General features: G+C 72.4%; 24 protein-coding genes. 18 read left to right on the top strand and 6 right to left on the bottom strand.

Features of this window, described 5'->3' with window-relative positions; translation table 11 throughout:
* Positions 1–48: 48 nt before the first annotated feature.
* The 3 genes from OG488_RS23960 (at position 49) to OG488_RS23950 (ending at position 2,808) form a co-directional block, all read left to right on the top strand.
* The gene (locus tag OG488_RS23960; protein ID WP_329232296.1) at positions 49–867 is read left to right on the top strand and encodes an arylamine N-acetyltransferase family protein; all 819 of its coding nucleotides are present in this window, start codon (positions 49–51) and stop codon (positions 865–867) included.
* A gap of 250 nt (positions 868–1,117) precedes the next feature.
* Positions 1,118–2,329 (top strand): pyridoxal phosphate-dependent aminotransferase, encoded by a 1,212-nt coding sequence (locus tag OG488_RS23955; protein WP_329232294.1) that lies wholly within the window; start codon positions 1,118–1,120, stop codon positions 2,327–2,329.
* Between the two features lie 80 nt (positions 2,330–2,409).
* Positions 2,410–2,808: an SCO4983 family protein gene (locus OG488_RS23950; RefSeq protein ID WP_329232292.1), complete on the top strand. Its 399-nt coding sequence runs from the start codon at positions 2,410–2,412 to the stop codon at positions 2,806–2,808.
* 86 nt (positions 2,809–2,894) lie between these two features.
* Here OG488_RS23950 and OG488_RS23945 read toward each other — a convergent pair whose 3' ends face one another.
* Together OG488_RS23945 and OG488_RS23940 are read right to left on the bottom strand one after the other, a co-directional pair.
* On the bottom strand, positions 2,895–4,631 hold the full coding sequence (locus OG488_RS23945; protein ID WP_329232290.1) for an Ig-like domain repeat protein: 1,737 nt from the start codon (positions 4,629–4,631) through the stop codon (positions 2,895–2,897).
* A gap of 271 nt (positions 4,632–4,902) precedes the next feature.
* A complete protein-coding gene (locus OG488_RS23940; protein WP_329232289.1) occupies positions 4,903–6,729 on the bottom strand; it encodes a phosphoenolpyruvate carboxykinase (GTP) in 1,827 nt (608 codons plus the stop codon).
* 207 nt (positions 6,730–6,936) lie between these two features.
* On the opposite strand from OG488_RS23940, the gene trhA reads away from it, so the two are divergent.
* Entirely contained in the window at positions 6,937–7,620 is a 684-nt protein-coding gene (gene trhA / locus OG488_RS23935; protein WP_329232287.1) for a PAQR family membrane homeostasis protein TrhA, read from the top strand.
* A 56-nt stretch (positions 7,621–7,676) separates the two neighbouring features.
* Here trhA and OG488_RS23930 read toward each other — a convergent pair whose 3' ends face one another.
* A complete protein-coding gene (locus tag OG488_RS23930) occupies positions 7,677–9,704 on the bottom strand; it encodes a thioredoxin domain-containing protein (RefSeq protein WP_329232285.1) in 2,028 nt (675 codons plus the stop codon).
* A gap of 174 nt (positions 9,705–9,878) precedes the next feature.
* Here OG488_RS23930 and OG488_RS23925 point away from each other — a divergent pair, with 174 nt between their 5' ends.
* Complete coding sequence (locus OG488_RS23925) at positions 9,879–10,445, top strand: Uma2 family endonuclease (RefSeq protein WP_329232283.1); 567 nt, start codon at positions 9,879–9,881, stop codon at positions 10,443–10,445.
* Positions 10,446–10,524: 79 nt separating this feature from the next.
* Here the strand turns inward: OG488_RS23925 and OG488_RS23920 are convergent, their stop codons facing one another.
* Together OG488_RS23920 and OG488_RS23915 are read right to left on the bottom strand one after the other, a co-directional pair.
* Positions 10,525–11,283 carry a cyclase family protein gene (locus OG488_RS23920; RefSeq protein ID WP_329232281.1) on the bottom strand — a complete coding sequence of 253 codons (759 nt, stop codon included), beginning with the start codon at positions 11,281–11,283 and terminating at the stop codon, positions 10,525–10,527.
* A complete protein-coding gene (locus OG488_RS23915; protein WP_329232279.1) occupies positions 11,280–12,281 on the bottom strand; it encodes a DMT family transporter in 1,002 nt (333 codons plus the stop codon). The genes OG488_RS23920 and OG488_RS23915 overlap by 4 nt, the downstream gene beginning before the upstream one ends.
* A 148-nt stretch (positions 12,282–12,429) precedes the next feature.
* Here OG488_RS23915 and OG488_RS23910 point away from each other — a divergent pair, with 148 nt between their 5' ends.
* Entirely contained in the window at positions 12,430–13,341 is a 912-nt protein-coding gene (locus OG488_RS23910; protein WP_329232277.1) for a LysR family transcriptional regulator, read from the top strand.
* A 103-nt stretch (positions 13,342–13,444) separates the two neighbouring features.
* On the opposite strand, the gene OG488_RS23905 is transcribed toward OG488_RS23910, so the two are convergent.
* Entirely contained in the window at positions 13,445–14,350 is a 906-nt protein-coding gene (locus OG488_RS23905) for a ScbA/BarX family gamma-butyrolactone biosynthesis protein (protein ID WP_329232275.1), read from the bottom strand.
* Between the two features lie 185 nt (positions 14,351–14,535).
* Here OG488_RS23905 and OG488_RS23900 point away from each other — a divergent pair, with 185 nt between their 5' ends.
* The 12 genes from OG488_RS23900 to OG488_RS23845 all read left to right on the top strand — a co-directional run bounded on the left by OG488_RS23900 (position 14,536) and on the right by OG488_RS23845 (position 26,204).
* On the top strand, positions 14,536–15,219 hold the full coding sequence (locus OG488_RS23900) for a ScbR family autoregulator-binding transcription factor (RefSeq protein WP_329232273.1): 684 nt from the start codon (positions 14,536–14,538) through the stop codon (positions 15,217–15,219).
* Positions 15,216–16,172, top strand: a complete 957-nt coding sequence (locus OG488_RS23895) for an NAD-dependent epimerase/dehydratase family protein (protein ID WP_329232271.1) — start codon at positions 15,216–15,218, stop codon at positions 16,170–16,172. Before OG488_RS23900 ends, OG488_RS23895 begins: the two co-directional genes overlap by 4 nt.
* A 298-nt stretch (positions 16,173–16,470) precedes the next feature.
* On the top strand, positions 16,471–17,097 hold the full coding sequence (locus tag OG488_RS23890; RefSeq protein WP_329232270.1) for a TetR family transcriptional regulator: 627 nt from the start codon (positions 16,471–16,473) through the stop codon (positions 17,095–17,097).
* 65 nt (positions 17,098–17,162) lie between these two features.
* Positions 17,163–17,924: an SDR family NAD(P)-dependent oxidoreductase gene (locus OG488_RS23885; RefSeq protein WP_329232269.1), complete on the top strand. Its 762-nt coding sequence runs from the start codon at positions 17,163–17,165 to the stop codon at positions 17,922–17,924.
* Between the two features lie 34 nt (positions 17,925–17,958).
* Positions 17,959–18,756 (top strand): carbon-nitrogen family hydrolase, encoded by a 798-nt coding sequence (locus OG488_RS23880; protein WP_329232267.1) that lies wholly within the window; start codon positions 17,959–17,961, stop codon positions 18,754–18,756.
* A gap of 328 nt (positions 18,757–19,084) precedes the next feature.
* Positions 19,085–19,771: a hypothetical protein gene (locus OG488_RS23875; protein WP_329232265.1), complete on the top strand. Its 687-nt coding sequence runs from the start codon at positions 19,085–19,087 to the stop codon at positions 19,769–19,771.
* Positions 19,768–19,989 carry a hypothetical protein gene (locus OG488_RS23870; protein ID WP_329232263.1) on the top strand — a complete coding sequence of 74 codons (222 nt, stop codon included), beginning with the start codon at positions 19,768–19,770 and terminating at the stop codon, positions 19,987–19,989. Before OG488_RS23875 ends, OG488_RS23870 begins: the two co-directional genes overlap by 4 nt.
* Before the next feature lie 108 nt (positions 19,990–20,097).
* Positions 20,098–21,771, top strand: a complete 1,674-nt coding sequence (locus OG488_RS23865; RefSeq protein ID WP_329232262.1) for a GH3 family domain-containing protein — start codon at positions 20,098–20,100, stop codon at positions 21,769–21,771.
* A gap of 73 nt (positions 21,772–21,844) precedes the next feature.
* Positions 21,845–22,726 (top strand): alpha/beta fold hydrolase, encoded by an 882-nt coding sequence (locus OG488_RS23860; RefSeq protein ID WP_329232260.1) that lies wholly within the window; start codon positions 21,845–21,847, stop codon positions 22,724–22,726.
* The gene (locus OG488_RS23855; RefSeq protein WP_329232258.1) at positions 22,716–23,852 is read left to right on the top strand and encodes a mandelate racemase/muconate lactonizing enzyme family protein; all 1,137 of its coding nucleotides are present in this window, start codon (positions 22,716–22,718) and stop codon (positions 23,850–23,852) included. The genes OG488_RS23860 and OG488_RS23855 overlap by 11 nt, the downstream gene beginning before the upstream one ends.
* A 169-nt stretch (positions 23,853–24,021) precedes the next feature.
* Positions 24,022–24,909, top strand: coding sequence for an FAH family protein (locus OG488_RS23850; protein WP_329232256.1), 888 nt, complete (start codon positions 24,022–24,024; stop codon positions 24,907–24,909).
* A 35-nt stretch (positions 24,910–24,944) separates the two neighbouring features.
* Positions 24,945–26,204 (top strand): hypothetical protein, encoded by a 1,260-nt coding sequence (locus OG488_RS23845; RefSeq protein ID WP_329232253.1) that lies wholly within the window; start codon positions 24,945–24,947, stop codon positions 26,202–26,204.
* The last annotated feature ends 97 nt before the right edge of the window (positions 26,205–26,301 follow it).

Below are 26,301 nucleotides of genomic sequence, written 5' to 3'. Positions count from 1 at the left end.
CCGTCAGGGCAGGTGAGAAACCCCTGAGTGTCTGCGTAGTGTCGGGGTATGACACTCGACCTCGACGCCTACTTCGCCCGCATCGGCTGGGCGGGAGACACGGACCGCCGCCCCACCGTGGAGGTGCTGCGGTCCGTGCACCGCGCCCACGTGCTGGGCATCCCGTTCGAGAATCTGGAGCCCCTCCTCGTCGGCGCCCCGTCCCTCGCGCTCCCGGACCTGGAGAGGAAGCTCGTCCGCAGCGAGCGCGGCGGGTACTGCTACGAGCACAACACCCTCCTGACCGCCGTCCTGACCCAGCTCGGGTTCCGGGTGACGCTGCTGACCGCGCGGGTGGTGGTGGGCGCCGCGCCCGGTGACGTCCGGCCCCGGACGCACATGCTCATGCAGGTGGACGTGGAGGGGGAGCCCACCTCCTGGCTGGCCGACGTCGGCTTCGGCTCGCACGGGGCGCTGCTGGAGCCGATCCCGCTGGTGGTGGACACCGAGCTGGTCGACACCCCGCGCCGCCACCGGCTGGTGCACGCCCCGCACGACGGGCCGCTGGAGATGTGGGAGCTCCAGACGGACAAGGGCGGCTACTGGGAGCCGCAGTACGAGTTCACCCTGGAGCCCTTCGAGGCCCCGGACTACGAGGTCATCAACTGGCACATCGCCACGAACCCGCGCTCGCCGTTCCGGCAGGCGGTGTACGCCCAGCGCACCTTGCCGGGCCTGCACCGGGCCCTGTCCGGGCGGACGCTCGTGGAGACCGCCGACGACGGCACGGTCGAGGAACGGGAGCTGAGCGACTCCGCCGAGGTGCTGCGGGTGCTGGCCGAGGACTTCGGCGTACGCCTGCCCGAGGGGACCGTCCTGCCCGGCTGACCGGTTCCCGCGCCCCGTCGCGCGGGGGCGCGGGGGCCTGGTGCGCGCCCCCGCGTGGCGCATCTCACCCGGCCCCGCGCCCCACGCGCCCATTCCAAGCCGCGGCGCCGCCCCGACCGGCCCTTCCCACGGTCTGCGGGCGGGGCGGCATGCCGATGGAAGACCCGGCGCGCCGGCGCGCGTCCCCGGAGGGAGCAACAGGTGCGCGAACCGGGCGCACCGCGCGAGGCACGGTCGTAAGCTCGCAGCCATGCAGGTCATCCAGTCCACGAAGCTCTCCGGCGTCTGTTACGAAATCCGCGGCCCCGTGCTCGAGGAAGCGATGCGGCTCGAAGCCGCAGGTCATCGCATCCTCAAGCTCAACACGGGCAACCCGGCGGCGTTCGGGTTCGAGTGCCCGCCGGAGATCCTCGAGGACATCCTGCGCAACCTCTCGGGCGCCCACGGCTACGGCGACGCGAAGGGCCTGCTCTCCGCGCGCCGCGCGGTGATGCAGCACTACCAGACCAAGGGGATCGACCTCGGCGTCGAGGACATCTACCTGGGCAACGGCGTCTCCGAGCTGATCCAGATGTCGATGCAGGCGCTGCTCGACGACGGCGACGAGGTGCTCGTCCCCGCTCCGGACTACCCGCTGTGGACGGCGTCGGTCGCGCTGGCCGGCGGGACGGCCGTGCACTACCGGTGCGACGAGCAGGCCGACTGGATGCCCGACCTCGCGGACATCGAGCGGAAGATCACCGACCGCACCAAGGCGCTCGTGATCATCAACCCGAACAACCCGACGGGCGCGGTCTACGACGACGAGATGCTGCGCGGGCTGACGGAGATCGCCCGGCGCCACAACCTGGTCGTCTGCTCCGACGAGATCTACGACCGGATCCTCTACGACGGCGCGACGCACACCCCGACCGCCGCCATCGCCCCGGATCTGATGGTGCTCACCTTCAACGGGCTCTCGAAGAACTACCGGATCGCCGGTTACCGCTCCGGCTGGATGGCGGTCTGCGGCCCGAAGGCACACGCCTCCTCGTACATCGAGGGCCTGACGGTCCTGGCGAACATGCGCCTGTGCGCCAACATGCCCGCCCAGCACGCGGTGGCCACCGCGCTCGGCGGACGGCAGTCGATCAACGAGCTGGTGTTGCCGGGCGGACGGATCCTGGAGCAGCGGGACGTGGCGTACGACCTGCTCACCCAGATCCCCGGGGTCACCTGTGTGAAGCCGAAGGGGGCGCTGTACCTCTTCCCGAGGCTCGATCCCAAGGTCTTCAAGATCAAGGACGACCGGCAGATGGTCCTCGACCTGCTGCGGGCCGAGAAGATCATGGTCGTGCAGGGCACGGGCTTCAACTGGCCGGAACCCGATCACTTCCGGGTGGTCACGCTGCCTCCGGCCAAGGACCTGACCGACGCGGTGACCCGGATCGGGAACTTCCTGGACGGGTACAGCCAGCCGTAGGACCAAGATCTTCGGATCCGACACAACTTTAGACTGAATCCAAGATAGGATGGCCTTACAGCGACACCAGGAGGCCACCCATGTACGAGCCGATCCGCACCAAGTCGGTCCACACATCGGCCGACGACGCCGATTTCCCGCACCGCAGCCGTGAGGACGAGCTGGACATCCAGCTCGCCGGGCATCTCGCGGCCCTCCTCGCCGTCACCGACGAACTGGGCCTGGACGCCATGGGCGACCGCATCGCCCAGCAGGTGGCCCGGCTGCGTTCCGCGCCGCCCGCCCGGCACGCCGGACGGAGCGAGGCGTCCCCGGCCGCCCTGCACCGCCGCGCCCACGCCCTGGCCGGCCGGGCCCTCGTGGTCGCCGCGTCCCGCGCCGACACCGCGGCGGCGATCCTCGCGGCCGAGGCCATGGACACGCACACCGCGGCCCTCGCCGCTCCCGCCGCGCCGGCGGTCCTGGTCGGCGCCCCCTGACGCACCCGGTCCACGGGTCGCGAAGACGCGTGGACCGGGTGCCCTGCACGAGCGGGCGCGGACCGGACCCGCCTCACGCGCGGAGGCTACGCTGCGGGACGGACCCGCACCGTGGCCGAGGCGGTCGAGGCACTGTGCAGCCCGTCCCCCGCGTAGGCGACCGTGTAGACGACCTCACCCCGGACGGACGGCAGGTCGTTGATCCTGAAGGTGCCGTCGGCCGCGACCGCCGCCGACGTCAGGGTGCCGGTGCCCTTCTTGTCCGTCCGCCGCACGGACAGCGTGATGCCTGAGGGAAGCGCCCGGCCCTGGCCGGTCAGGGTGCCGGTGATCTCCAGGCTCTGGTTCTTCGTCGCCTCGGCCGGGGCCGTGAGCGCGATGGCCGTCGGCGCCTTGGCCACCGTGACCTGGAGGGTGACGTCCTCGGCGGGACGATGGGTCACGCCCCCCAGGAAGGACAGGGTGTACGTGGCCTCGCCGACCAGCGAGGGGACGTCGAGGACGGTGAACGTGCCGTCCGTGTCGACCTCCACGGCGGCGAGCTTGCGGTCGCCGTCGGCGTCACGGCGTACCGCGGACACCTTGACCGGCTCGGCGGGTGCGGCGCCGTCGAGTTCGAGCCGGCCCCGGATGCCGAGCGGTTCGCCGACGACCGGCGCTGCCGGGGTGGTGGACAGCGCGCCGGTGAAGCGCGCGTCGTACTGGGCGGCGGGCGGCTGGATCACGTGCAGCCAGTAGGACGTGCCCGTGGAGTTGGTGGTCAGGGCGAAGAGCCGGGAGCCGTCCTTCGACCAGCCCAGGCCCCGCGGCGCGACCCGGGCACCGTCGAGGTCGCCCTCGAAGGCGAACTCGAACGCCGAGGCGCCCTCCTCCGGGTCGGCCTTCTGGATCAGTAGATCGGGTACGGAACCGGCCGCCGTGGCGCCCCGGGCGATGTACTCCCCGTCCCCGCTGAACGCGACGGCGGACGCCTTGGCCCCCTCCGGCAGCGCCCGGTAGGGCGTCGGGGCGTCGGACAGGTCGCCCGCGTCGAGCAGCCGGGTGCCGTACGCCGCGTCGGCGACCGCGACCCGGCTGCCGTCCGGGGACAGCGCGAGGTCCTTGAGGTCGAGCCCGCCCACCCCCTCGCCGTCCGCGAAGCGGCGCTGCGGCCCCCGGACGAGGGTGTCACCGCTGCTGTCGAACGCGGTGAGATAGGGGTCGGTCCCGGCCGTGCTCAGCGTCTGGCCCATGACCAGCGTCCCGGGCGCCTGGGGCGCCGTCGCGAAGTAGAGCTTTCCGGTGCCCTCCCAGCCGGTCGCGTGGGGCGCGCCGAGGGCGCTGCCGTAGAGGTAGCTCCGGTACTGGTCGCACTGGCTGGCGGTCGGCGTCTCCGTGTGCCACACCTTGCCGCCCGCGTAGGCGACCTGGCGTCCGCACTCGCCGTAGTACGTGGTGGCCGTGTGGACGGTCTTCGCGTACGTCTCCGTGTCGTACGCGGCGATCCGGCCCATCTCCGACACGAACAGCTTGCTGCTGTCCGCGGAGAGCGCCATGCCGCCCACGGCTCCGTAGCTGCTCGTCAGGGTGCCGACGCGCTGCCCCTGGAAGGTGTAGACGAGGACCGACGACTTGGTGTTCAGGCTCCGGGTGTCGTCGCTGATGTAGATCCGTTCGTGCGCGGAGTCCACGACCATCGAGGAGAACGACGTGATGGGCACCTTGGCCACGTCGTCGTCCGCCGCCTGGGCCGTCGGCGCCGCGAACACGGTGAGTCCCGCGCCGCCGAGCGTGAGCGCGAGGAGTGTCGCGAGTCCGCGCTTCCTCTGTCCTGGCCTGTTCAACTGTTGCCCCCCACACGGTTGTCGGCGCCCGCCGTACCGGTCGGCGCCCTGGGGGGATCATGCAACAGATGTGAAGGTTATGTGCGCAAGTTGTTGGCGATGCATGGACGTTCCCCCTGAAATGGGGTGCTGCCCCGCCGGAGGCGTTCTCCTGGAAAGAAGCGGCACCCGGAACCATGAGGGGGCTCCGGGTGCCGTGCCGCGGCGGGCCGTCGACCCCACAGGTCAGGGCGGATGCCGAAGTGACCCGGCCGCGGGGACGGTGAGGGGATCAGCCCAGGCGCCGGACCAGCGCGCGGTACTCGTCCCACAGCTCCTTCGGCGTGTGGTCACCGAAGGTGTTCAGGTGCTCGGGGATCAGCGCCGCCTCCTCGCGCCAGACCTCCTTGTCCACGGTGAGCAGGAAGTCGAGGTCGGACTCGGAGAGGTCGAGTCCCTCGGCATCGATCGAGCCCTTGGACGGCAGGATCCCGATCGGCGTCTCGACGCCCTCGGCGGTGCCCTCCAGCCTCTCGACGATCCACTTGAGGACGCGGCTGTTCTCACCGAAGCCGGGCCACACGAACGAGCCCGCCTCGTTCTTGCGGAACCAGTTCACGTAGTAGATCTTCGGGAGCTTCGACTGGTCCGCCTTGTCGGCGCCGACCTCGATCCAGTGCTTCATGTAGTCGCCCATGTTGTAGCCGCAGAACGGCAGCATGGCGAACGGGTCGCGGCGCAGCTCGCCGACCTTGCCCTCGGCGGCGGCGGTCTTCTCGGAGGCGACGTTGGCCCCGAGGAAGACGCCGTGCTGCCAGGTGAAGGACTCGGTGACCAGCGGGACCGCGGAGGCACGGCGGCCACCGAAGAGGATGGCCGAGATCGGCACGCCCTTCGGGTCCTCCCACTCGGGCGCGATGATCGGGCACTGCCCGGCCGGCACGGTGAAGCGGGCGTTGGGGTGGGCGGCGGGCGTGCCGGACTCGGGCGTCCAGTCGTTACCCTTCCAGTCGGTGAGGTGCGCGGGCGCCTCCTCGGTCATGCCCTCCCACCACACGTCGCCGTCGTCGGTGAGCGCGACGTTGGTGAAGACGGAGTTGCCCCACATCGTCTTCATGGCGTTGGCGTTGGTGTGCTCGCCGGTGCCGGGCGCGACGCCGAAGAAGCCGGCCTCCGGGTTGATGGCGTACAGCCGGCCGTCCTCGCCGAACCGCATCCACGCGATGTCGTCGCCGATGGTCTCGACGGTCCAGCCGGAGATCGTGGGCTCCAGCATGGCGAGGTTGGTCTTGCCGCAGGCACTCGGGAAGGCCGCGGCGACGTACTTCGACTCCCCGCGCGGCGGCGTGAGCTTGAGGATCAGCATGTGCTCGGCGAGCCAGCCCTCGTCGCGGGCCATCACCGAGGCGATGCGGAGCGCGTAGCACTTCTTGCCGAGCAGGGCGTTGCCGCCGTAGCCGGAGCCGTAGGACCAGATCTCGCGGTCCTCGGGGAAGTGCGAGATGTACTTGGTGGCGTTGCAGGGCCACGGCACGTCGGCCTCGCCCGCGGCCAGGGGTGCGCCGAGGGTGTGCACGGCCTTGACGAAGAAGCCGTCGGTACCGAGCTCGTCGAGGACCTCCTGGCCCATGCGCGTCATCGTGCGCATCGAGACGGCGACGTAGGCGGAGTCGGTGATCTCCACGCCGATCGCGGAGAGCGGCGAGCCGACGGGGCCCATGCAGAACGGGACGACGTACATCGTGCGGCCGCGCATGGAACCGCGGAAGACGCCCTTCTCCCCCACGAAGATCTCCCGCATCTCGGCGGGGTCCTTCCAGTGGTTCGTCGGACCGGCGTCCTCCTCCTTCTCGGAGCAGATGAACGTCCGGGTCTCGACGCGCGCGACGTCGCTCGGGTCGGATGCGGCGTAGTACGAGTTGGGACGCTTGACCGGGTCCAGCTTGGTGAAGGTGCCCTTGGCGACGAGCTCCTCGCACAGGCGCTCGTACTCGGCCTCCGAGCCGTCGCACCAGACCACGCGGTCCGGCTGGGTGAGGGCGGCGATCTCGTCCACCCAGGAGGCCAGCTCCTGGTGCCGAGTGGGAACAGTGAGGGGAGCCGCGATGTCTCGCGCCACGATCGCTCCTTGTGATGAGGGTGTGTTGTCAGGCCCCGTGGGGGCTGCGACCCGGATGCTGACCCCTTCGAATTCCCCTGGCGCTCATCCGGTGCCGACCGCACTCATTTGATCATCCGACTATCCCGCCCATATGTCCAGAGGGCCGCCCACGTGAGCATCGCCACGTGTAGCAGTTACCTACGGGGGCGTAGGTAGCATGCCGATATGACTTCTGCCGCCCCCGGGTCCGGACCCGTCGAGCTCACCGACCCCGTCCCGGTCAAGCCACGGATGCGCGGCTGGCTGCACGCGGGCATGTTCCCCGCGGTGGTCATCGCCGGGATCGTCCTGATCGCCCTGTCCGACAGCACGCGCGCACGGGTCGCCTGCGCCGTCTACGTGCTCAGCGCCTGCCTGCTGTTCGGTGTGAGCGGGGTCTACCACCGGGGCACCTGGGGCCCGCGCGGCGAGGCCGTGCTGCGCAGGCTCGACCACGCCAACATCTTCCTGATCATCGCGGGCACCTACACGCCGCTGACCCTCCTGCTGCTGCCGGAGTCCACCAGCCGCCCGCTCCTGTGGGCGATCTGGGGCGCCGCGGCGGCCGGTATCGCCTTCCGCGTCTTCTGGGTCGGCGCCCCGCGCTGGCTCTACACCCCGTGCTACATCGCGATGGGCTGGGCCGCGGTGTTCTTCCTGCCGGACTTCATGCGCGCCGGCGGCATCGCGGTGCTGGTGCTCGTCATCGTCGGCGGGCTGCTCTACAGCGCGGGCGGCGTCATCTACGGCCTCAAGCGCCCGAACCCTTCACCGCGCTGGTTCGGCTTCCACGAGGTGTTCCACTCGCTGACGCTCGCGGCGTTCATCGCGCACTACGTCGGGATCTCCCTGGTCGCCTACCAGCAGTGACCGATCCGTCACGGCGAAGGGCCCGGCCATCGGCCGGCCCCTTCGCCGTACGCCCGTCAGCCGCCCAGCTTCACGGCGAGCTCCCCCGCGTCCGTGGTCGGCGCGTCACACACGAAGTGCCGGCAGACGTACGCGGTCGGCTCACCGCCCACCAGCGGCCGGTCCACCAGCAGCGGGAACTCGGTGCCCGCGTCCGCCACCTCGCCCGCCGCCACGACCGCGCCGGGCGCCCGTCCCAGCAGCGCCGTCCGGTGCAGCTCCCCGCCGACCGGTCCGGCCACCGCGACCTCGCGCGGACCGTCCAGCAGCGCCTCGGCGACCGCGAGCCCCCAGCCGATGAACCGGGGGGCCTTCGGGCCGAGGGCCCCGACGATCCCGAGGGCGCCCTCGGCCGCCGTACGGTGCGGCTCGGAGCCGGTGTGCGCGGCGTAGGAGAGCAGCGCGCCGGCGGCGGCGGTCCAGCCGGCCGGGGTGGCGCTGTCGGTGGGGTCCTGGGGGCGCCGGATCAGCTGCTCCGCGTCGTCGGCGGTGTCGAACAGCTGCCCGCCCTCGCCCGAGAAGTGCTCCAGCACGATGTCCAGCAGGAAGCCCGCGAACTCCAGCCAGGCGCCCTCACCGGTGACGGAGGCGAGGGCGAGGAAGCCCTCGGCGACGTCGCCGTAGTCCTCCAGGACCCCGGAGTTGGCCCCCGCGTGGCCGTCCTTCGAGGTGCGGCAGAGCCGGGCGACGTCGCCCATGTGCACCCGCACCAGCAGGTCGGCGGCCTCGGTGGCCCGCTCGACCAGGTCCGGACGGTCGAAGTAGGCACCGGTCTCGGCGAGGGCGGCGATCGCCAGCCCGTTCCAGGCGGCGACGATCTTGTCGTCGCGCTCGGGGCGCACCCGCAGATCGCGCGCCGCCAGCAGCCGGGCCCGCACGTCGGCGACGCGCCCGGCGTCGGCGGGCTCCGCCTCACCGGCTCCCACGAGCCGCAGGACGGAGGAGCCCTCCTCGAAGGTGCCTTCCTCGGTCACCCCGAAGTACTCGGCGGCGAAGGCGGCGTCCTGGTCGCCCAGCACCTCGCGCAGCTGGGCGGGGGTCCACACGTAGTACGCGCCTTCGACGTGCCGTCCCTGCGCGTCCGCGCTGTCGGCGTCCAGCGCGGAGGCGAAACCGCCCTCGACGGTGCGCAGTTCGCGCACCATGAAGTCGGCCGTCTCCAGGGCCACCCGGCGGGCCAGGTCCGAGCCGGTGACCCGCCAGAGATGGGCGTACACGCGGCAGAGCAGGGCGTTGTCGTAGAGCATCTTCTCGAAGTGCGGGACCACCCACTCACGGTCCACCGCGTAGCGGGCGAATCCGCCGCCGAGCTGGTCGTAGATCCCGCCGTGCGCCATGGCCGCGCAGCTGTCGGCGGCCATCTGCAGGGCGCCCTCGGCACCCGTGCGGGCGTGGTGGCGCAGCAGGAACTCGATGACCATGGACGGCGGGAACTTGGGCGCTCCGCCGAAGCCGCCGTGCTTCTCGTCGTAGTCCCGGGTCAGCCGCAGCAGGGCCTGCGCCAGCTCCGCCTCGCCGGGCAGTCCTCCCTCGGCGGCGGTGAGGGAGCGGCCGGCGAGGTCGCGGACGATGCGCCCGGCCACCTCGGCGACCTCCTCACGACGGTCGGACCAGGCGGCCACGACCCCTTCGAGGACCTGCGGGAAGGAGGGCATGCCGTGGCGGGGCTCGGGCGGGAAGTACGTACCGAAGTAGAAGGGTTCGGCCTCCGGGGTCAGGAAGACGGTCATCGGCCAGCCGCCCTGACCGGTCGCGGCCTGCACGGCCTCCATGTACACGGCGTCGACGTCGGGCCGCTCCTCGCGGTCGACCTTCACCGGCACGAAGTGCGCGTTGAGGTAGTCGGCGGTGGCCGCGTCCTCGAAGGACTCGTGGGCCATGACGTGACACCAGTGGCAGCTGGCGTAGCCGACGCTGAGCAGCACCGGGACGCCGCGCCGCCGGGCCTCCTCGAAGGCCTCGGGTGCCCACGGCCACCAGTCGACGGGGTTGTCGGCGTGCTGCAGGAGGTACGGGGACGTGGTCTGCGCAAGTCGGTTGGCCATGCCCCAATCCTTGCGCACCGAGGGGTGGCGTCGGGGGACGGGCTCACCGGGGGCGGGGTCGGGCCCCTGGGGCGCCCACCCGGCACGGCGGCGGACCCGGTGCCCGGCGGCATGCGGACCGTAGGCTGAGCGGAGCAGCACCGGACGGACGAGCATCCTCGAAGGGGGCACGCCATGACCGCCGAGATGGTCGTACCCGCATGGATGCACCAGCAGGTCAGCGCGGAGCAGTACGACTCCTGGTCCGACGAGCAGTGTGCCGGCATCGAGATCGTGGACGGCATGGTCGTCGTGAGCCCGAGCGCCTCCAAGCGCCACAACCGGCTGGCCCGGATCCTGGCCAACGCCCTGGACGCCGCCGCGGGCCCGGACCGGAACGCCGACACGGACTTCGACGTACGGCTCCAGGACGTTCCCCTCACCAACCGCCGCCCGGACATCGCCGTCTACCGTGCGGAGACCATCGATCTGACACCCACCCGCCCGGAACATGTGCTCCTGGTCGTCGAGGTCGTGTCACCCGGCTCGGAGACCACGGACCGGATCGTGAAGGTGGACCAGTACGCCAAGGCCGGCATCCCCTTCTACTGGCGGATCGAGCAGGCCGCCACCGGCGTCCCCCTCGTGTACACGTACGTTCTCGACCCCGCCACCAAGGCCTACAGGGAGGGCGAGATGTTCACCGGCGTGATCAAGGCCGCCGCGCCCTTCCCCGTCACGGTCGATCTGGGAACTGTCTGACGGCGTTCCGCCCCCAGCGGCATCGTCTGCGGCCGGCCCGGGGTCAGCGTCGGGCTCCCGTCGACGGGAGCCCGACGGATCACCGGTGCACGGCGAACACCCGGGCCGGGAAGCCGGAACCACCGTACGGTTTGGGCCAGGTGGCGACGATCAGGGCGCCCGCCTCGGGGAGCCGGTCCAGATGGGCGAGGAGTTCGATCTGCCACCGCCCCTGCCCCAGGACGTACGCCTCCAGGCCGTAATCGCCAGCGGAGGCGGCGAGCCCCGGGTCGGTGTCGGACTGTTCGTGGCCGATGGCGGTGACGCCCGCGTCCTCGATCAGGTACCGCAGGACCTCGGCCGACCAGCCCGGCCGGTGGCTGACGCCCGCCCCGTCCAGGTTGGCCATCGCCACCGGGTCCGGCCACCGCCGGCTCCATCCCGTGCGCAGGGCGACGAACGAGCCGGCCGGCACGGGGCCGTTGCGGCGCTCCCAGGACTCCACGTCGTCCGGCGTGGGGGTGGCGTCGGGGTCGGCGTCCACCCGGGCGGTGATGTCGAGGACCACCAGCGGGAGGATCATCTCCTCGACCGGGATCCGGTCCAGCGTCCGGGCCCCGGCCACGAAGTGGGCGGGCGGGTCGACATGGGTGCCCCACTGGCCCACCAGGGTGTAGCGGTCGACGGTGAAGCCGTCACCCCGGTCCAGGTCGAAGACCTTCTCACGCCGCTCGTCGCCGAAGCCCGCGAAGTGCGGCTGTCCCGGCCGGAAGGCATGGGTGAGGTCGGTGTAGACGGCCTTCCCGGTCAGCTCGCGGTACGCCTGCCACAGCCCGGGCAGGGGCTCGCCGGTGGTCATCGGACGTCCTCCAGGTCGGTGCTCCGGGCGTCCGGGCCGTGGGTGGCCGGTGAACCGGCGGCGGGTGAGTCGGCGGCGGGTTCGCCCGGCGCCCGCTCCTCGGTGACCGCCGCCGGGCCCTGCCGCCGCGTCATCCCGACTCCGACGAGCACGACCGCCATGCCCAGCACCACCCGCACGCCGATCTCCTCGCCCAGGACGACCGCTCCGAGCAGTACGGAGACGACGGGCAGGAGGTAGCCGACCACGGCGGCGCTCGTGGCGCCCTCGTCGTTGATGATCCGGTAGGTGAGGTGGAAGGTGATCGCGGTGCAGAAGACGCTCAGGACGACGGCCGCGACGACCACCGTCGGACCGGGGTCGATGGACTGGAGGCCTCCGATCGGCACCGCCACCGCGGTCAGTCCGCTCGCGGCGACGAGCTGGGCGGCGGAGAGCGAGATGGTGGGGGTGCCCTTCCGGACCAGGGTGCGGCCCATGTAGGTGAACGCGACGGCGTAGCTGGCGGCCGCGCCGATGATGGCGAGGGCGCCCCAGCCCGCGGCGCCGGTCGTCTGCCAGGGCGCGAAGATGAGGATCGTGCCGGCGAAGCCGAGCAGGAGGCCCGTCAGGCGTACGGGGCGGAGTCCGCGTTCGGAGCCGAGGGCGAGCCCCAGGGCGAGCGACCAGAGCGGGGTCGTGGCGTTCAGGACACCGGCGAGGCCGGAGCCGACGCTCTGCTGGCCCAGGCTGAACAACGCGAACGGAAGGGCGTTGCAGAAGAAGGCCGCGACGACGATGTGCCGCCACACGGCGATGCCCCGGGGCAGCCGGTGACCCGCCAGCCGGCAGGCGACGACGAGGACGAGCGCTCCGAGGACACAGCGGGCGAACGTGACCTGGAGCGGGGAGAGGCCCCGCAGGGCCAGCTCGATCCAGAGGAACGTCGAGCCCCACAGCAGGGCGAGCACCGCCACCCGCAGTCCTGCCCGGAGACTCCGCGTACTGCCGTTCTTCATGCTTCCTCCACTCGGTTCAGCACACGGTCCGTGCGGGCTCCCGGGGTGCCTCCGTCGGGCGTCCGGTCCATCCCGGTTCTTCGAAGGTGCCCCAGCAAAGCTGTAATGACAAGCAAATGGTTCTACCTGATCTGTTAAGCTGTGCTACATGCTTGACGTGAGGAGACTGCAGGTCCTGCGCGCGGTCGTCACCAGCGGTACGGTCACGGCCGCCGCGGCGCACCTCGGCTACACGCCGTCCGCCGTCAGCCAGCAGATGGCGGCGCTGGAGAAGCAGGCAGGCACGGCCCTGCTGGAGCGGGTGGGCCGCGGGGTGCGGCCCACGGCCGCCGGCCTGCTGCTGACCGAGCACGCGGCGCTGATCAGTTCGGCGGTCGCCCAGGCGGAGACCGCTCTCGCCGACCTCCGCGCCGGACGCACCGGGCGCCTGTCGGTCCGCTACTTCGCCACGGCCGGATCCACCCTGGTGGCCCCCGCTCTGGCCGGGCTGCGCACCGCGCATCCCGGCATCCGCATCGACGCCCAACTCACCGATCCCGAGGACCCGTTCCAGGAAATGGTGCGGGGCCGCGCCGACGTGGCCGTGGTCGTCCAGGCGTCGGGCCGCATCGGCAGGGGCTTCCGGCTCGTCCACCTCCTCGACGACCCGTACGCCGCCGTGCTGCCGCTCGGCCATCCGCTCGCCGGCCAGGAGGTCGTCGACCTGCATGAGCTCTCCGGCGAGCAGTGGGTCGGCTGCGAGCCGCCCGGGCCCTGCCTGGAAGCGGTGACCGAGTCCTGCGCGGCGGCCGGTTTCAGCCCCGACTTCGTGATCCAGAGCGAGGACTACGCCACCGCACAGGGCTTCGTCGCCGCGGGCCTCGGCGTGGGCCTGATGCCGGGGCTGGGACTGCGCAACCGGCACCCGGGCGTCGTCGTGCGCCCGGTCCGCAACCCCGAACCCGTCCGTGTGATCTCGGCCGCCGCGCGGGAGGTCTCCCTCCAGCAGCCCGCCCTGCGTGACCTGCTGGACGCACTGCAGGAGGCGGCCGTCACCGCGGGCCCGCCCGGGACGGGCTGAGGGCGACCACCGGGCGCGGACCTGCGCCGCGCGCCACCGGTACGCACGTCGCGACGCACCTCGCGGCTGGGGGCGGTCGGCGGGCGCCGACCGGAGACAGGCGTCAGGCCGCACGGACGGAGTGGGCGGCGGGCGCGACGGGCGCGGTGGCCAGGGTCACGACGCTGGTGAAGATCTCCCTGCCGCCCTGCCGGGCGCTGATCCGGATCCTGCCGGGGTCCGCCGTCCACTCGGCCTCCAGGTCGCAGGCGATGTCCATCTCGGCGTACTTCATGAACTCGTTCTCCATACCGGTGACGACCATCGGCCTCGGGTGCGCCGCTGCCAGGGCAGCCTGGCGGGCGGCCTCCAGCAGGAGCATGCCCGGGGCGTGGTCGACGAGGTGGTCGAAGAGGACGGGGTGGGTCGTGTCGACCCGCAGCTGCCAGCGGTCGGGCCGGTCCGTGGCGGCCAGCACCACGTCCTCGAAGCGGTCGCGGCCGAACGGCGTGAGACCGGCCGGGGGTGACAGCGGCAGGGCCCGCGCGGTGGCCGCGGTGGCGTCGGCGTAGGCACCGCGCAGCCGGTTGTAGACCGTGCGGTCCTGGATGGTGAAGCGCGAGCGCGCGGTGGCCATCGGGCGGCCCGCCCGCTCCACGTCGACTCTGAGCGATATCGCGGCGGCGCGGTCCCGACGGTACGTCACGTCGTCGCAGGTGATGTGCAGTTCGAGCTCGGCCGGGCCGCCGTCGGCGAACGTGGCCGCCGGGTCGAGCGTCCAGCTGAAGTCCTTCCAGAGCAGCTGGTGGCCGAACGGCACCTGGTAGGCACCGTGGGACAGCAGCGGCAGGGTCTGGCGTACCGTCTCGCTGAGCAGGAGCGGATCGTGCAGGCCGTGGCGGCCGGCGTAGAACGGATGCGCGGAAGGCCAGGCGGCGGTGACGGTGAAGGCGTCGGGCGCCGTCCGCCGCCAGGTGCGCAGCAGCATTTCGTCCTGGTTCACCTTGTGCGTCAAAGTGGCCGAAACCATCTCAAACTGGCTCTCGACGGCACGCTGAACAAGGCTTACGGGCATGGCTGGTCTCCCTGATGTGGTGACTCTCGACTGGGCACACACAGATGGAGCAACGACGCCCGTAGTGACACGAGAGCGCCGACGTGAATAAAATAGAGGTCGTTCTTTTTGTTTGTCTACAGGTACTAGGGAGACTGCCGATGGCACGGCAACGGCAGGAGCGCGCCGAGCGGACTCGGGCCGCCCTCATCCACGCGGCCGCGGAGATGTTCGACCAGGTGGGCTACCACGGAGCGGGTCTGAACGCGATCCTGCAGAAGGCGGGCACCACCACGGGAGCCATGTACTTCCACTTCAAGTCGAAGGAGGACCTGGCGCGCGCGGTCATCGTCGAGCAGGCCGCCGAGCTTCGGTGGCCCGACGACGGGAAGGGCCTGCAGCAGCTGATCGACGTCTGCCAGTACCTCTCCGTGGAGATGCGCTCCAACGTCCTCTTCCGGGCGGGCGTCCGGCTCGCCGTCGAGCAGAGCGAGGTGAACCTGCTCGACTACTCGGTCTACGACTGGTGGGGCGATCAGTTCCGCACCCATCTGACCGAGGCGCGCGAGCTCGGCCAGCTGTATCCGGACGTCGACGAGTACGCGTACCCCCCGGTGATCGTCGCCGCGTACACCGGCACACAGATCATGTCGCGGCTCGCCACCAACCGGGCCGACCTGCCCGAGCTCATAGAGAACATGCTGCGGTGCCTGCTCCCGGCCCTGGCACCGCCCGAGGTCATCGCCACGCTCACGTTCCCGGAGAACGGCGGGGAGGAATCGCCGGAGGGTGCGAAGCGGACGGCGCGGACAGCGGCGGAACCTCCCGGGGACGCCGCGCGGTGAGCCCGGTCCAGGTGCTGCTGACCGGCTCGACCGGCTTCGTCGGGCGGGCGGTGCTCCGCCGGCTGCTGAGCGAGCACGCGGACGGCAGGGACGTCGAGGTGCGCGCCGTCACCCGCGGGGACCCCACCGCCGCACCGGTGCCGGAGGGGGTGGAGCGGGTCCGCGCGGACCTGTCGGACCCCGCCTCGCTCTCCAGGGCGGCGAGCGGCATGGACGTCCTCGTCCATCTCGCCTGCCGGGTCGACGGCGACGCCGAGGAGTGCGAGCGGACGAACGTCGGCGGCACCCGGGCGGTCGTCGACGCGGCCCGGCGCGCCGGGGTGGGCCGCATCGTGCAGCTGTCCACGGCGGCGGTGTACGGGCCCGGCCCGCACCGGGGCATCTCCGTAGACGAGGTCACGCCGGCCCCCGTGTCGGCGGCGAGCCGGACCCGGCTGGCCGCCGAGCGGATCGTGCTCGACGCGGGCGGCGTCGTGCTCCGGCCCGGTCTCGTCCTCGGAGCCGGGGACCGCTGGGTCGTGCCCGCGCTCGGTGAACTGCTCCGGCGGGTGCCGGCCCGCTGGGACGGCGGGCGCGGACGGGCCTCGGTCGTGGACGTCGAGGACCTGGCGCGTCTCCTCTGCGCGCTGGCCACGGCACCGGAGGCCCTGCCGCCAGGGGTGCACCACGCAGGCCATCCGGTGCCGGTGCGCAACCACGACCTCATGACGAGGCTGGCGGACCTGGCCGTACTGGAGCGGGTCACCGGTGATCTGTCCTGGGAGCAGTGCCTGGCGCGGCTGCGGGAGACTCCGGGCCGCATCAGCGAGAGGCAGTTCACACTGCTGGCACGTGACCACTGGTACGCGAGCGAGGAGATCTGGCGGCTCACGGGCTGTGCCCCGGGACCGGGTCCGCTGGACCGGCTGGCCGGGGCGGCCGCCTGGTACCGCGCCCACCTCGCGGCGGTGTGAGGCGGTCCCGCAGGCCGGTGCCGCGTCCCGCCCGGGCGGTCGCGCACCACCTGCGGGGAAGCCGGATCGCACACAACCGACTTGGCGGAATCGTTCCCGCGTCGGGCACGGGAGGGGCCGGTGCGGGGATCCGGCGGTACGTTCGCAGGACTGGGGGCCGTGACCTCCCGGACTCCGCCCGGACCGTGGGCGGGCGGGAGTGCGACGGAGGAACCCCACCCCCGGCACCCGGAGCGCACCTCGCCGTCCGGTCGGCCCGTGGGGTTCAGTCCCCGTAACGGATACCGAGGTCGCACCCATGGTGAAGCAGGTGAGAGCGGAACGCACCCGACAGGCCCTGATCGCCGCGGCTGCCGTCGAGTTCGACCGGCGGGGGTACGCCGGGACCTCGCTGTCCGCCGTGCACCGGGCCTGCGGGATGACGATGGGAGCGCTCAGCTTCCACTTCCCCACCAAGGCGGAACTGGCGCGCGCGGTCCTCCAGGAGGCCGAGGACATCACCCGGGGGGCGCTTGCGCGGTTCGCCCCGGCCCGTCCGGTCCCCCCGGTCGCCGAATTCACCCTCGCGCTCGCCACGCTGCTGGACGAGGAGGCCAGTGTCCGTGCGACGGCCAGGCTCACCCACGAGCAGGCCGTCCCCTCCCTCTGGCCGACCCTGTGGCGGACCGCCCTCCAGGACCTGATGGCCCCGGCGCGCGAGCGGCCCGGCCCCGGCCCCGCGCCCGGTGAACTGGAGCTGCTGGCCGTCTATCTGACGGCGGGCGCCGAGGCGGCCCTGCGGGCGGGCCGCACGGGCGAGGAGGTCCGGGCCCAACTCGCGTGTCTGTGGTCCCTGGCCCTCGGTCCTTCGCCGGACCCGGCTCCGGAGGCCCTCGCGCCTTCCACCGACGAGTGTCCGGTCGACGCCGCCCCCACTCCGCACTGATCCGATTCCCCCCTCCCGTGCCGCTGTGCACGGAATCGCGTTCCTACGACGAAAAGGCTCTCTCCATGACTCGACGCTGCGCGCTCGTCACCGGTGGTTCCCGAGGGATCGGGGCCGCCGTCGCGACCGAACTCGCCGCCACGGGGCACCGGGTGGCCGTGCACTGCCGCGCCGAATCCCCGGCCGCGAAGGCCGTGCTGGACTCCCTGCCCGGCACCGGCCACGCCCTGGTCACCGGCGATCTCGGCACACCTGGTGCGGCCCGCGAGATCATCGCGTCCGCGGTGGAACAGCTGGGCGCGGTGGACGTGCTCGTCAACAACGCCGGTGTCTACGCCGAACAGCCCGTCACCACCACCTCGTACGAGGACTGGCAGGCCGACTGGCGCCGCCTGGTCGACGTCAACCTGCTCGGACCGGCCGACCTGATCTGGCACCTCGTCGAGCACCTCCAGTACCGGCTCCAGGGGCCGCAGGGTGCGCGCATCGTCAACATCGGCTCGCGGGGCGCCAGTCGCGGCGAGCCCGACGCCCCCGCCTACGGGGCGACCAAGGCCGCCCTCCACGCGCTGACCCAGTCGCTCGCCCAGTCGCTGGGCCCGCTCGGCATCGCGGTGACCGCCGTCGCCCCCGGGTTCGTCCGCACCGACCTCACGGAACCCATGCTCGTCGGGCCCACCGAGGAGCAGGTGCGCCGGCAGAGCCCCCTCGGCAGGATCGCGGCGCCCTCGGACGTCGCCGCCGCCGTGTCCTGGCTGAGCAGTGCGCCGGCGGAGTGGTGCAGCGGCGCCGTACTCGACGTCAACGGCGCCTCCCACCTGCGCTGAACCGCCCCCCTCCCGACCACGAACGGAGACACACGTGCGCGCCGCGCTCCTGCAGATCGCCGTACGACCGGACGAGACCGTCACCGCACGCCGGACCCGAGCGGCGGCCCTCGTCCGCGAGCAGCACGCCGCCGACCTGGTGATCCTTCCGGAGCTCTGGACGGTCGGCGCGTTCTCCTTCGACGCGTTCCACGACCACGCGGAGCCCCTGGACGGGCCCACGGCCCATGCCATGAGCCGGGCCGCGGCCTCCGCGCGGGTCTGGCTGCACGCGGGCTCGATCATCGAACGCGGCCCGGACGGCACCCTGTACAACACCTCTCTCGTGTTCGCGCCCGACGGAGCACCGCAGCGTCGGTACCGGAAGATCCACCGCTTCGGCTTCGACCGGGGCGAGGCGGCCCTGCTGGCCCGGGGCGAGGAGACCGTCACGGTCGCGCTGGGCGACGGCGGGCCGACGGCGGGGCTCGCCACCTGCTACGACCTGCGCTTCCCCGAGCAGTTCCGCGCGCTGGTGGACGCCGGTGCCGAGATGTTCCTCGTCCCGGCGGGCTGGCCCGCCGCACGCCGTGCCCACTGGTCCCTGCTGGCCCGCGCCCGGGCCGTCGAGTCCCAGGCGTACGTCCTCGCCTGCGGTACCGCGGGCACGCACGCCGGGGTGGAACAGGCGGGCCACAGCGTGGTGGTCGACCCGTGGGGTGAGGTCGTCGCCGAGGCGGGGTCCGGGGAGGAGACACTCGTCGTCGACCTCGATCCGGCGCTCGTCACCAGGACACGTGCGGACTTCCCCACCCTGCGCGATCGGGTCCTCGGTGTGCCGGCGCCCCGCTGACCGGCCTCGCCGTCAGGTGCCGCTCACCTCCGCACGCGCGGAGGCGGGCGGCACCTGTCGTATGAGTCCTCCGGCCCCAAGGCGTCCCCCACGCGCCGTCAACTCCCGTCCCGCACAACGGAGTCGATTACATGGCCGCAGACCCTTGCGGCCGACCTCGCAGACGTGTAACACTCTTTCGCGAGGCAGTCTGCCCTCTTCCAGGAGCCTTCGCACTGCCCTCGCGTCGCCATCAGGCGGCGCTTTTTTGTTTCCCCGCCACGGTCCTTCTTCCCGAAGTCTCCCGAATCTCTTCCGAAGTCTCCCGAAGGTGAGGCGACCCGTGCCCATGGCCGACCCGACCCCCTCGCAGTCCCGCCCCGAGCAGTGCGCGTCGAGCCGTTGCCGTCGCGCTGCCCACTCCGACGCCCTCCCGCGCCGACGCGCCGCCCCCGGTGCGCGGCTCTGCGGCTCCTGCAAGCGCGCTCTCGCGGCCGATCTGGCCGCGCTGCCCACGCTCCACCACGAGAGCGAGCAGCAGCTCGTACTCCCCGCACGTCAGCGGGGCCCGGCCCGGATCACGGGCCACCGCCCCGACGCGCCGCCCGTGAGCGACGCGGCGCTGGAGGCCCGGCACGACGCACTCGTACGGCTGAGCTCCTGGGCCCGCCTCGTGCTCGACGAGGCCGGTTCCGTCGGGACGCCGCCGGACCGGACCGTCCCCGCACTGGCGTCCTTCCTCGGCCGGCACACCGACTTCCTGGCCGCCCACCCCGCCGCGGGCCCGGCGGCCGACGAGATCGGCCACGTGGCCACCGCCCTGCGGGCCCTCGTGGCGCCGCCCCGGCCGGAGCTCGTGCCGCTCGGCCGCTGCGTCGAGCCGGACTGCGACGCCGAGGTCTCCCTCCCCGGGCGAGGCGGCGACGACCTGGTGCTGCGCGGACCGATGTGCGGCGCGGGACACGTACTCACACCGCGGCAGTGGCTGCTCATGAACCGCCGCCACCGGACGGAACAGGCGAAGGAGCCGGCATGAACGGCGAGCACACCGCACGCGGCACACGCGTCCCCACCTCACTCGCGGCCCTCGCCCTGGGAGTCCGTGAGGGCACGATCCGCCAGTGGGCCCGCCGCGGCAGGATCACCCGGTACGGGACCAGGCGGCAGGCCCTGTACGACCTGAACGAGCTGGCCGCGCTCGCGGCCGGGGAGGACGGCATGACGGCCGCCTCCCCCCGCACGCCCGGCGTCTGACCGACCGCACCGCACCCCCCTTCCACACACCACCGTCCGGCTACCGCCGCGCGGTGCCGACGCATGCCCGGATCCGGGCCGTCGGACCAGCCCCGAGGAGACAGAGACATGCAAGCACCGCAGGAATCGCAGTGGCAGCAGCACTGGCAGGCGCGGCGTGACCCCTTCGTCGACGAGTGCCTCCGGGCTCGCGAGAGCCTGCTCGCCGACCTGAAGGACCCGGGCGCCGCCCAGGCCCGCGTCCTGGACGACCTCATCGACATCGGCGCCAGCTCACTGCACTGGAAGGAGCAGGGGTACGACGCGGTCGCCGCCGACCCGGCAACCTTCCGTTCGGTCCTCCCCGTCATGCGCTACAACGACTTCACCGAGCAGATCGACCGGGAGACCCGCACCAAGGGCGGAATCCTGTCGTGCAGCCCCGTCCTGCGCTGGCTCAAGACCAGCGGGACGACGGGCACCCCCAAGCGCGTCCCGTACACGCTGCACTGGCTGCTGACGTACCGCATCCCGGCGATGAAGGCCATGTGGGGCACGTATCTGGAGCACCACCCCGAGATCCTCGCGCACCCCTGGGCGACGCTCGACACCCAGACCGTCCGCGAGGACGTGTACGACTTCGTGCACGGCGTCGAGCACCAGGCGATCAGCAACCGGCACCCTCAGATCAACAGCCGCGACTGGAACCCGCCGTGGTACGAGTCCCCGTGGTTCGGCCCCGGCACGCCCGCCGACCACGCCGGTCGCATGTACCACCGCATCCGGCACCTCGTCGGCAAGGACCTGCACTACATCTCGGCGATCAACCCCAGCACCCTGGTCTCGCTGCGGGACCTGATCGCCCGGCACGGCGCCGAACTGGTGCGCGACGTGCGGGCGGGCACCCTGCGGGGCAGGCCGTGGACCGATCCTGACGAGGACACCGCACTGCGACTCGAACGGACGCTGGAGAAGGACGATTTCTCCCTGGTCGACATCTGGCCCTCGCTGACCCTGTACAGCTGCTGGCTGTCGGCCTCCGCCCAGCTGTACCGGCCGCGCCTGGACGCCGTGCTGCCGGGCGTCGCCAAGCTGCCGTTCATGAGCTGCGGGACCGAGGGCGTCACCACCATCCCCGTGGACGACACCCTGGACAGCCAGCCGCTCGCCGTCAGTCAGGCCTACTTCGAGTTCGTCCCGGCCGACGTGCCGCTGGGCGCGCTGCTCGACGCGGGCGGGACCGTCGAGACGCTGCTGTACGACGAGGTCGAGGCGGGCCGCGACTACCACTTGATCATGTCCCAGGGCAACGGCCTCTACCGGCTGTGGACCGGTGACATCTACCGCGTCGACCGGATCGTGGACGGCACGCCCTGGGTCCACTTCACCCATCGCGACGGGCTCTTCCACTCCTTCACCGGCGAGAAGATCACCGAGGGGCAGGTCACCCAGGCCATCCGCCAGGGACTCGAGGCCGGCGGGCTCGACACCGGGCTGTACATGTGCGGCCCGCGCTGGGACGAGCTGCCGTCCTACACGGTCGTCGTCGAAGTGCCCACTCCCGGACCGGAGCTGGACGGCGAGATATCCACGGCGATCGACCGCGAACTGTCCGTCATCAACATCGAGTACGCCTCGAAGCGGGACAGCGGACGGCTCGCCGCCCTCCAGGTACGGACCGTCGCGCAGGGGGCGATCGCCACCTACGTGGAGTCCCGCCGGCAGAAGGGCAACGCCACCCAGTACAAGTACACGCCGTTCCAGAAGGACATCGACTTCGTCGACGCCGTCCTCGCCCACTGACGTCCGCCGGAGAACCGCTCCAACCGACACCAGCCGACTCCACTCCACTCCGCTTCGCCAAGGAGAACCGACCATGATCGAGACCCTGAGGCCCCCGCAGAACACCCGCCGCGAGATCATCGACCTGCCGTGCGGCGACGCCCGGCTCGCCATGCACGTGTGGCGGCCCGAGCAGATCAAGGGAGCCGTCTTCTACTTCCACGGACTGCAGAGCCACGCCGGGTGGCTGTGGGAGGTGGGGCCGCAGTTCGCCGACAACGACATCGCGCTCTTCGTCCTCGACCGCCGCGGCAGCGGCATCAGCCCGGGGACGCCGGGTGAGATCCCCGACGCCGACACCGTCCTCGGGGACTACGCGCGGGCCGTCGCGTTCGTCCGGGAGATGATCGGCGACGACGTGCCCCTGTCGCTCTTCGGCCACTGCCTCGGCGGCTCCTTCATGGCGGCCCTGATGTGCCACGAGGGGTTCACCACCTCGTACGACGCGGCCGTGTTCTGCTCCGCCTGGCTCGGGCGGATGCACGCCACCCTCACCCCGGAGGCACGCGCCGCGCTCGCGGCGGACGGGAGCGCGGAGCCGTGGGACGCGGGGCTGCGGGCCGCCGACTTCACCGACGAGGTCAAGTACCAGCACTTCATCGACCACGACGACCTGGCCGTGCGGCAGTTGACGCGCCGTTCGCGGGCCGTGCTGCTCGACCTGGAGCGGCGCTACCTCGCGCCGGGAGGTGTGCGGCCCCAGGCGCCCGCCGCGACCTTCGTCTCCGGGATGACCGACCCGGTCGTGGACCTCGACGCGGCCCACTCCGTCTTCCAGGACCTCGTGGCCGGGCGCGGCGCGATCATGAAGTTCCCCACCGACAAGCACTACCTCTTCTACACCGACGTCAGCGGCGACCTGGTCGACTGGACGTCGACGTACACCCTGCTCCAGGGGCTGAACCGTGGCGCCTGAGCCGGGGAGGGCCCGGCTGTACCACGTCGAACTGCCCATGCGGACGCCGTTCGACCACCCCGCCGCCCGGCGCCGTACGTCGGACAGCCTGGTCCTGAGGCTCTCGGCCGACGGGGTGGACGGGATCGGTGAGTGCGCGCCGCGGCCGTACGTCACGGGCGAGACGACCACGGGGGTGCGCGCCGCGCTCGAACGGGTCGACTTCGACGCGGTCCTCGCGCCGCTGACCGGCCGGGATCCCGCGGAGCTGCTCGGCCTGCTGCACCGGGACGGCTTCGCGCGGACCTTCGGCATCGACGGCGGCAACAACCTGCTCTGCCTGCTGGAGACCGCGGTGCTCGACTGGCTGGGGCGCCGGCTCGGGGTGGGCGCGGGCAGCCTGCTGCCCGGCGGGACCTCCCGGGAGCCGGACGCGCTCGCCGTCTCGCAGGTGCTCGATCTCAGCCTGGACGCCGAGGAGTTCCTCGCCACCCGGGGCCCCTTCCACTTCGTGAAGATCAAGGCCTCGGACGACATCGGGCGGGACGTCCGTACCGTCCGCACGATCCGCTGCAAGATCGGCGACGACGTGCCGGTCATGATCGACGCCAACATGTGCTGGACCCCCGCGAACGCGGTCGGCCACGCCCGCCGGCTGGCCGGGGCCGGGGTCGACTACGTGGAGGAGCCCCTGCCCAAGGGCTCCTGGGAGGCGCTGCGCGTGCTGCGGCGCGACGGCGGGGTCCGGATCATGCTGGACGAGTCGGTGTGCACCTCCCTGGACGCCCGTACGGCGGTCGAGGCGGGGGCCTGCGACGCGTTCAACATCAGGGTGTCGAAGAACGGCGGCCCGCTGCCTGCCGCCGGGCTCGCCGCCTACGCCCAGGAGCACGGGGTCCGCTTCCAGTTCGGCGTCCAGGTCGCCGAGGTGGGCCCGCTCATCAACGCGGGCCGCGCCCTGGCCTTCGGCCGTCCGGGGGCGCTGACCGTCGAGGCGGGACAGTCCGACCGGTTCTTCCCGGAGATGATCGTCGCCCCGCCCCCCGCGGTCGACCGCACCACCAACACCCTGTCGCCCACGCACGGCACCGGCTGGGGCATGGACCTCACCGGCAGCGCGGAGCGCTGGGCCGTACGGGACCTCTGAGGTACGGGCATCTCGGACCAGGCATACCGGGCCTCCGGGACACAGCCACACGCCCGCGCGGGGCCTCTCCCCGCACGCACGTCAGGACGGGCCGTCCGCCGCAGGGCGCTCGTCCACTCCCCCTCGCACACCATCCGCGTACACCCATGCCCGAAAGGCGGGAACTCACATGACCGTACTGTTCGAATGCACCTACCGGAACGAGCGTTACTTCGGCCTCGGCCTCCCCGAGGACGACGAGCCGCTGCGCCTCACCCCGCTCGGCGGCGTGGACCTGAGGAAGCTGCTGCTCGCACGGGGGGACGTCGCCGTCCTCCGTGCCGCCTCCGGGACGGTGACCGTCCCCGTGGGCGAACGCGACGCGGTGTCCTTCCGTCCGCCCCTGCTGCCCGACCACCCCGGGGACGCCATGGTCGGCGGCTTCATGCAGACCCACAACGTCAAGGTGGACGCGGACACCCCGTCCCAGCCGAACTGGTTCCTCAAGGGCCTCGGTGACGTGCTCAGGACCTCAGGGGAGGAGTTGCGCGCGCCCGCCGGCGCGGTCGCGCTGACCGAGGAGGCGGAGGTCGTCCTGGTGTACGTGACGGACGACGACCACCGGCCCCGGTACGTCGGTCACACCTTCGGCAACGACCTCACCGACATCGGCCGCTTCCGCCGCAACCGGGGACACCTCTCCTACGCCAAGCTGTGCGACGCGGCCGTGGCGCCCTGGCTGTTCCTGGACGAGCCGCCGCGCCACGTCACCGGGCACGTCACGATCGAACGGGACGGCGATCCCCACTGGCGGGGCGAGTTCACCACCGGCGTCAAGGCCCTGCACTACGGGCTCGACGCCATCATGTCCGAACTCTTCTCCCACGACGCCCTGCTCGCCCCCGGCCGCGTCCACTACGTCTACATCGGCGCCGACCGCAGCAGCTTCCACGACGGCTTCCGCATGACCGACCGCGATCGCGTCACGCTGGACTTCACGAGCCACGGCGTCACCCTGTCCAACACCGTGCGCTGCGCGTCACCGGCTCTCGCGGCCGGCGCGGCCGAGCGCCCGTGAGCGGGGGCGAGGGGGTGCGTGACCACGGGAGGGACGTGCGCGGGCTCAGCGACGCCGAGGCCGCGTCGGCCTACTCCCACGCACTCCTGCGCGGCAGCGGCCGGCTCACCGCCTCCTTCGCCGTGGACGGCGTCCTCCCGCTGGAGCAGGTCGAGCGGGCCGTGGAGCCGTGGATCCGGCGGCTGCCGTCCCTGTCGCTGCGGATCGAGGACACCGGGGGCGCCGGGCTGCGGTTCCGGCAGGGGGCGCATGGCCCCTGCTCCGTCCAGGCGTCCGCGGCCGTGGACGCGGGGGACGACGCACTGACCGAGGGCGGGCGGCTGTGGCGGCTGCGGGTCGGACACGACCGCGGGGGCGCGACCCGCTTCCGGCTCACCCTCCACCCGGCGATCTGCGACGGCTACTCCACGGCTCGTTTCGTACGGCCCCTGCTGGACACCCTGTTCGCGTCCCCGGGCCACGACGCCCGCCAGGTCCCCGGGCACGCCCTTCCGCCCGACACCGACGCCCTCACCTACGAGGGCGGGGGCGGCGCGTGTTCGTGCGGCGCCTGCATGCCGTCGGGGTCGCCGCGACGGCTCCGGCGGGCCGTGACGTCGTACGCGGAACACGGCTCGTACGGGGGCGGGCGCCGGGAACGGCGGGGCGGGCGGGCCGGGGATGCCGTGACCCTCGCGCTGACCGCGTACGAGAGCCGCCGGCTGCGCGACTGGTGCGAGGCCCGGCAGCTGACGGCGAGCGGGTTCCTCTCGACCGTGCTGGCCGACGCGCTCGCGCGGGAGACCGGCCGCAAGGAGGTCACCGTGGCGACGTCGGTCTCCCTGCGGCGGCGGTACGCCGAGCGGACGCTGATCGCCGAACCGGGGTGTGTGACGGGGGCGGTGAGGGTGCCGCTGCGCCCCGGTACCGCTGGCGATCCCGTGGGCCGGGCCAGGGCGCACGCGGCGGCGCTGTGTGCGGCGGAGCGTGCCTGGCGTCCGGAGCGGCGCGGGCACGCCGGGATCCGCCGGTCCGTCGAGCGGGACGCGACGGGCACGGGGGTCCCGGAGCTGCGGGTCACCGACGCCGGGTCGGTGGACACCGCGCTGGGCCCGCACGTGGGGCGGATGACGGGGTTCCGGGCCCTCGCCGCCTCCGGCGGCGGCCCGCCCGGAGGCACTCTGTACCTGTCGTCGTTCAAGGGCGCGTTGACCGTCGCACTGACCTCCCGGGGGCTCGGGACGGGGTGGCCGGTGGTCGCGGAGCGGGAGCTCGCCGAGGCGGCGCTGCTGCGGCCCGCACTCCTGCCCGCGTAAACGCGCAGGTGGGCGCCATGCGGAGGCGCGTACTCCTCGAAGTCGTCGTCGGGGAACCCTCCCCCTCTTGAAAACAAAGAAGTCGTTCTCTATTTTT

It is taken from the genome of Streptomyces sp. NBC_01460 (assembly GCF_036227405.1).
In the GTDB taxonomy this organism is placed as follows: Bacteria; Actinomycetota; Actinomycetes; order Streptomycetales; family Streptomycetaceae; genus Streptomyces.
This window is presented reverse-complemented; position numbering and strand designations above follow the sequence as displayed.